Consider the following 6286-nt stretch of genomic DNA (forward strand, 5'->3'; position numbering starts at 1 on the left):
GGCGATCACGCTGACCAACGGCAACACCTTCACCGTCGCGCTCGATCAGACCAACGGCGTGCTGACGCTGCAATAGGAGCGCTTCATGTCCGCGTTCGCCGATCTCGTTCGCTTCATCCCGACGGCAGGCGGCACCACCGATTGGGTCTATTCGTCCGCGGTCGGCGGCTGCCAGGCACCGAGCGCCGCGAATGTGCAGAACGGGGTGTCCTATAAGGTCTATGCGGTCTCAGCCGACCTGACGCAGTGGGAAATTTCCACCGGCGTCTACAACTCGTCGACCGGGACGTTTCCGCGCAGCACGGTGCTCTACAATTCGGCTGCCACCGGCACGGCGGCGGGGCAGAGCGGGGCCGGAACCAAGATCAATTTTGCGACGGTGCCGCAGGTCTCGGTGATCGCGCTCGCCGAAGACCTGATCTCGGTCGAAGTGGCCAACAGCTTCACGGCTGCTCAACAGCTGCAGGCCCGGAAGAACATCGCCGCCGCAGCCGCGACATGGACGATCGCCGTCATCACCGCGAGCAATGCCGCCTGGCCCGTCCCCGCCAATACGGTGGAGATGATCATCGAAGCGTGGTCCGGCGGCGGCTCGGGCGCCGGTCAGTCGGGCGGCACGCAGCGGGGTGCGGGCGGCGGCAGCGGCGCCTATGGCTACAAGTATTACACCGGCACGATGGACAGCACCCTCAACATCACTGTTGGCGCCGGAGGTTCTTCAGTCTCAGGCAGCGGCGGCAATAACGGCGCCGGCACCAGCATTGCGGGGGCAAATCTCGGAAACTTGGGCCTCTCAGGCGGGAGCGCTCCCGGAGCTACAGGATTTGGTGCCAACGGAGGTCCCGGAGGAGCCGCTTCCGGTCCATGGACATTCTCCATCGCTGGCGGCCAAGGTACGACGTCGGGACCAACATCATCTCCCGGTGCAGGCGCTTATGGCCTTGGCGGAGACGCTCCTCGCGGCGGCCAAGGCGGCAAGGCGAACGTTGGACAACCAGGCGCAGTCCCCGGTGGAGGGGGCGCCGGCGAAAACCACGCCGGTGGTGGTTCGGGAGCAGGCGCCGCCGGCGAAGTCATCATCTGGACGCGATAGGGGCGAAGAGGATCAATGTCGCTGCTCGGCTTTGATGCGCTTGGACGATGGGCGTTAGGACAGACCCCGAACAGCGGCAACTTCGTGCTGATCGCGAACGGCGGCGCGTTCGCGCTCACGGGGCTGGCCGACAAATTCAGCGTGGGCGAAGCCGCGAGCGTCGGCGCCTTTGCGCTGGGTGGCATTGCCGCGGCCTTCAGTGTCAGCGCGGTGGCATCCGCGGGCGCGCTCGCATTGGCCGGTGTCGCCGCGGCATTCCATGTGTCCGAGGCGGAAGCCGCCGGCGGTGTCGTCGTCGTGCTCGGCATCGCCACGGTCGATTTGATCGGGCATCCATCGCCGCCGCCGGGCGGCTTCGCAGCGACGGCGGTACCCGCCGGGTTTGTCGTCACGATCGCGCCCCATCCCGGCTCTTACACGCTGTCCGGTTTCGCCGCTGGCTTCGCCCGCGATTACGTCAACTGGGCGCAACAGGATTTTGCCGGCGCGAGCTGGAGCGGCGAGGGCGCGCCTGCGCCGGCCTGGTCCGCAGCCAATTCGCAACCGTCTTCGTGGCATGATCAGAGCGCGGCGCAGCCGAACTGGACAGAGGTCGCGCCACCCTCAAACACGCCACCTTCAAACGTTTGGACGGTTGACCCCGCCCAGGCGATCCCACCGCCGGTTTCGCAATAATGCCGCTCTTGCGCTACGACGCCTACAGGCCTGATATCAGCGACTATGAGGGCACCTCGAGCCGGATCGTGCTCAACGCGATCCCGCAGGGCGATGGCTATGGGCCGCATCCGGGCTTCTCGCCCTATACCCAGGCGCTGCCGGCGCCGTGCTGCGGCGCCTTCTATGCGCTGAAGAATGACGGCTCGGTGGTCACCTTCGCCGGCAGCGCGACCAAGCTCTACCAGCTCGACAACACCACCTATCGATGGACCGATGTGAGCGCGGGCGGCGCCAGTTATTCAGCCGTCAGCGTCAACGCGCAATGGCAGTTCGCGCAGACCGGCAATTTCGTGTTTGCCACCCAAGCCAATGCGCCGCTGCAGGTGTTCGACCTGACGCAATCCACGGCTTTCTCGGCAGCGCTCGGCTCGCCGCCGCAGGCCGCCTATATCAGCGTGATCGGGCCCTTCCTGGTGCTCTCCGGGCTGCTGGCGCTGCCGTATCGCATTCAATGGAGCGGGCTGAACAATTTCAACTCGGCGACGGCCTGGACGGTGGGCTTGAGCTTCTCCGATTTCCAGGATTTCCCGGACGGTGGCATCACGCGCGGCATCGCCGGCGGCACGCAATCCGGCGTCGTGTTCCAGGACCAGGTGATCCGATCGCTGGCCTATGTGCCGGGTTCGCCGATCGTGTTTCAGATCGACAAGATCACCCAGGGCATGGGGCTGTTCGCGCCCTATTCGATCATTTCCGCCGGCGGCAGCATCTTCTTCTATGCGGGGCAGGGGTTTCAGAGAATCGATCCCGGCGCCGCGCCGGTGCCGATCGGCCTGGAAAAAGTCGATCGCAGCTTCATCGCTGATCTCGACAAGGGCAACCTGCAATTCTTCATGGGGGCGGCCGATCCGCGCTCCTCGCGGATCTACTGGGCTTACAAGTCGAACGCGGGCACGGCCGGCGCCTATGACAAGCTCTTGGGCTACGATCCGCTGCTCGACCGTTTCTTTCCGGTGCAGACGCCGGGCCAGTTCCTGCTCGGCGTCTCGCAATCCGGCATCACGCTGGCGGCGCTCGATCCGATCGCGCCGACGCCGCTTGCGATCACCGGCGCGGCCAACAACGGCTCGGGCGCGATTCGCCTGACGCTGGCATCCGAAGCCAACGCCAACTTCGCGGTGGCGGGGCAGAACTTCGTCGAGGTCTATGGCGTCCAGGGCACGACCGAAGCCAACGGCACCTGGCCGTTTGCCGTGATCGACGCAACGCATATCGATCTGCTCGGCTCGAGCTTTGCCAACGCCTATGCGAGCGGCGGCCAGATCGGCGGCGCGCTGCAGGCGATGGCGTTGTCGCTCGACGACTACGCGACCGCGGTGCAGCCGCAGCTCGGGCAGTTCGACAACACGGCAACGCTCGGATTCTTCTCCGGGGCGCCGCTGCAGGCGATCATCCAGAGCGCCGAGCAGAGCGCCGATCCGGCGCGGCTCGATATCCGGGGGTTCAAGCCGATCACGGATGCGCCGGCCGTGTTCGGCTCGCTGTTCTATCGCGACACGCAACAGGTCGCTCCGGTCCAGAGCGTCGAGGTCAGCCTGAGCATGCGCACCGGCCGCTGCGACATGATGCGCGACGCCCGCTATGTGCGCTTCCAGATCAGGATTCCCGCCGGCACGGCCTGGAGCTTTGCCGCCGGCATCGTGCCCGACACCGGCGAGGGGGCATCGATATGACCGTCTACATTCCGCCGCTCGGCACCACCGATCTCAAGGCCATCATCCGCTCGCTGATGCAGCTCGCCTCCGGCCGATCGAACGCCACCGGGACCGTGACGCTCGCGGCCAACGCGACCAGCACGCTCGTCAACGACCAGAATTGCGCGGCGGGATCGGCGATCACACTGACGGCGATGACGGCCGATGCCGCCGCCGCGCAGGCCTCGCTACCGGGGATCTTCGTTACCGCATCCAACGGCAGCTTCGTCATCAATCATGCCAGCAATGCCCAGACCGACAGGCAATTCACCTATGCCATCCACGGCTAGGCTGCTCTGCATCGATCCGGCTGTCGTCAATGCGCTCTGGCCGCTGGCGCGCGATCTGATCAAGAGCGCGTTCGACCGCACCGGCCTGAGCGATTTTGCGGACACGGAAAAGGAGGTGCTGTCCGGCCTGCAACTGCTTTGGCTCGCCTGGAATGGCGAGGCGATCGAAGCGGCGGTGACGACACAGTTAATCAGGATATCGATGCGTAAAATATGCGTCATCGTCGCCTGCGGCGGCAACAACCGCGCGCGATGGCTGCCGCTGCTCGACGGGATCGAGGACTACGCGAGGAAGGAGGGCTGTTCGGGAATGCGCATCTATGGCCGCAAGGGCTGGGAACGCGCGCTGAACGGTTACCGCGCGCGACACGTCGTCTTGACAAAGGAATTGAGCTGATGGGGCAATCGTCGTCTACCACGTCGCAACAGAGCAGCACACAGCCCTGGGCGGCGGCAGGCCCGGAGGTCAGCGGCCTCTTGGGCCAGCTCGGCAACCTCATTCCGAACAGCGGCACGACGTCGGCGCAGACCGGCGCTATCAACCAGCTCACGGCCGCGGGCCAGGCTGGCAATCCTTACGCCACGGGGACCACGAGCGCGGTCAACAACCTGCTCAGCGGCGGCGGCGCGACCAGCCAGGTCCCGGCCGTGCAACAGGGCTATCAGACCCTGCAATCCGAGCTGGCGCCCTACACGTCGTCGAGCTATTCGACGGTCAATTCGCCACAGGTTCAGGCCGCGCTGCAGGCCGCGAACACCGGCATCACCAACCAGGTGAACGGCGAATTCGCCGCGGCCGGCCGCTCCGGCTCCGGCTACAACACGCAAACCCTGGCGCAGGGCGAGGAGGCCGCCGACGCGCCGATCATCCTCAACCAGGCCAACACCGATACGCAAACCCAGCTCGCCGCCGATAACGCGCTCTACGGCGCCGGCAACACCACGGCGAACACGGTCGCCGGCATGAACCAGCAGGGCGTCACCAACCAGAACGCCGGCATCAACAATGTCGGCACGGCGCTGACCAACTCGACCTGGGGACCGCAAACCACGATCGCCGCGCAGGAGCTGGGGCAGAGCATCCCGGCGCAAAATCTCGGCCTGCTCGCGCAGATCGGCATTCCCCTGGCGCAGCTCGGGACCAACTCCAGCGGCACGAGCAACACCCAAAACAATCCGTCGCTGATTTCGGACCTCACCGGCCTGGGCGGATTGTTTTCATCCGGCGCCGGCGGAACGTCGGCCGCCGCCGGCATGGGACAAGCCGCCGCAGGGGCCGGTAGCGGCCTTCTTGGATTGTTGGGGATGATCTGATGGCTGGTCTCTTGGACATGCTTGTGCCGTCGTCGGATGGCGGCGGATTGCTGGATTTCCTGAAGCGCAACGCGGCCTTGCAGCCGATGCCGTCCGGACTGCCGTCCGACCAGGCACAATACGGCGCGACGCCAGTCAACAGCGCAATGGCTCAAGCGCCGATCGGAATGTCCGCCGCGCCCGCGCAACCGATGCCGCCGGCCACAGCGCCCGCGCCGATTCCACAACAGCCACCGGCCGTGATCCCGGCGCAACCCGCGCCGGCGCCCGCCGCCGACCCGCTGCAGCCGCTCGCCAATGTCTTCAATCGCGGCGCCGACGCCTTGGGAAGCATCTCGCGCCGCGGCTCGCTTTTGGGCGCGGTGCGCGGTCAATATGATGATCCGACCAGCCAAGGCGCTGCCGCGCAAAATGTCACTGCGCGTGCACTAATTTCAAAGGGCGTCGATCCGAAAATTGCTGTCGCTGCCGTGCAGCCGGGCAACACCGATCTGCTCAAGACGCTGATCGCCCAGAGCTTCGGGCCGCATCAGGCCCAGATTCTCGGTCAAGGCTGGATCCGCGATCCGCAAACCGGACAGGTGACGCGCGCCTATACGCCGGAACAAAACGACAACTATGTGCCGGTGCAGACCGGCGAAAACGAGCTGGGGAAAAAGGTTTTCCAGAAGATGAACAAGGCGACCGGCGAGACTACGCCGTTCGTCGATCCCAGCGCCGGCGGAACTGATGACAATGGCGCGCTCCCGGCGAACGCGCATGGGACGTCAGGCCTTATGGATGCTCTCGACCAAATGCGCGACGCCGGCGCATCGCGCGACGATCTATATAAGGCGGCAGCAGGCAACCCATTGCTCCCTATCGCTCAAGCGATGATCGAGGGCCGCGCCATTCCCCGCAACCTCAGCAACCGCGGAGACGCGCGCAACAACGCGGTGATGCTGGCTCACGCCATTGACCCGAGCTTCGACGAAACCTCGATCGGGGAGCGGCAAAAATATCGGCTGGAGCTGGGCTCGAACGGCGCCAGCACTGCCGGTGGCCAAAGCAAGGCGTTCATCCAAGGTACTTCGCACCTCGATAGCTTGGCGAGCACCCTGGAAAAGCTCGACAACTCGAATGGGCTTGGCATTCCGTGGGTGGCGCAGGGTGTAAACGCCATGAGCCAAGGCATAAGC

At 65.5% G+C, this 6286-nt stretch carries 7 protein-coding genes; all 7 read left to right on the forward strand.

All coding sequences use genetic code 11. The features are described 5' to 3' along the window. Positions 1-85 precede the first annotated feature (85 nt). Positions 86-1093 carry a hypothetical protein gene (locus WCB02_RS39360; RefSeq protein ID WP_423967765.1) on the forward strand — a complete coding sequence of 336 codons (1008 nt, stop codon included), beginning with the start codon at positions 86-88 and terminating at the stop codon, positions 1091-1093. 15 nt (positions 1094-1108) lie between these two features. Further along, on the forward strand, positions 1109-1768 hold the full coding sequence (locus tag WCB02_RS39365) for a hypothetical protein (protein ID WP_423967768.1): 660 nt from the start codon (positions 1109-1111) through the stop codon (positions 1766-1768). After that, positions 1768-3483: a hypothetical protein gene (locus tag WCB02_RS39370; protein ID WP_423967770.1), complete on the forward strand. Its 1716-nt coding sequence runs from the start codon at positions 1768-1770 to the stop codon at positions 3481-3483. Before WCB02_RS39365 ends, WCB02_RS39370 begins: the two co-directional genes overlap by 1 nt. Next, positions 3480-3794: a hypothetical protein gene (locus tag WCB02_RS39375; RefSeq protein ID WP_423967773.1), complete on the forward strand. Its 315-nt coding sequence runs from the start codon at positions 3480-3482 to the stop codon at positions 3792-3794. The genes WCB02_RS39370 and WCB02_RS39375 overlap by 4 nt, the downstream gene beginning before the upstream one ends. After that, on the forward strand, positions 3778-4191 hold the full coding sequence (locus WCB02_RS39380) for a hypothetical protein (RefSeq protein ID WP_423967775.1): 414 nt from the start codon (positions 3778-3780) through the stop codon (positions 4189-4191). The genes WCB02_RS39375 and WCB02_RS39380 overlap by 17 nt, the downstream gene beginning before the upstream one ends. Continuing rightward, positions 4191-5108, forward strand: a complete 918-nt coding sequence (locus WCB02_RS39385; RefSeq protein WP_423967777.1) for a tail fiber domain-containing protein — start codon at positions 4191-4193, stop codon at positions 5106-5108. Before WCB02_RS39380 ends, WCB02_RS39385 begins: the two co-directional genes overlap by 1 nt. Positions 5109-5155: 47 nt before the next feature. After that, the coding region (locus WCB02_RS39390) for a hypothetical protein (RefSeq protein WP_423967780.1) at positions 5156-6286 on the forward strand (1131 nt) is incomplete at its 3' end.

Source organism: Bradyrhizobium sp. (genome assembly GCF_049581145.1).
Taxonomy (GTDB): Bacteria; Pseudomonadota; Alphaproteobacteria; order Rhizobiales; family Xanthobacteraceae; genus Bradyrhizobium.

What these genes read in the sequence shown, in the direction of transcription:
- WCB02_RS39360 (WP_423967765.1), top strand. Translation starts at nt 86, where the DNA reads ATGTCCGCGTTCGCCGATCTCGTTCGCTTCATCCCGACGGCAGGCGGC.
- WCB02_RS39365 (WP_423967768.1), top strand. Translation starts at nt 1,109, where the DNA reads ATGTCGCTGCTCGGCTTTGATGCGCTTGGACGATGGGCGTTAGGACAG.
- WCB02_RS39370 (WP_423967770.1), top strand. Translation starts at nt 1,768, where the DNA reads ATGCCGCTCTTGCGCTACGACGCCTACAGGCCTGATATCAGCGACTAT.
- WCB02_RS39375 (WP_423967773.1), top strand. Translation starts at nt 3,480, where the DNA reads ATGACCGTCTACATTCCGCCGCTCGGCACCACCGATCTCAAGGCCATC.
- WCB02_RS39380 (WP_423967775.1), top strand. Translation starts at nt 3,778, where the DNA reads ATGCCATCCACGGCTAGGCTGCTCTGCATCGATCCGGCTGTCGTCAAT.
- WCB02_RS39385 (WP_423967777.1), top strand. Translation starts at nt 4,191, where the DNA reads ATGGGGCAATCGTCGTCTACCACGTCGCAACAGAGCAGCACACAGCCC.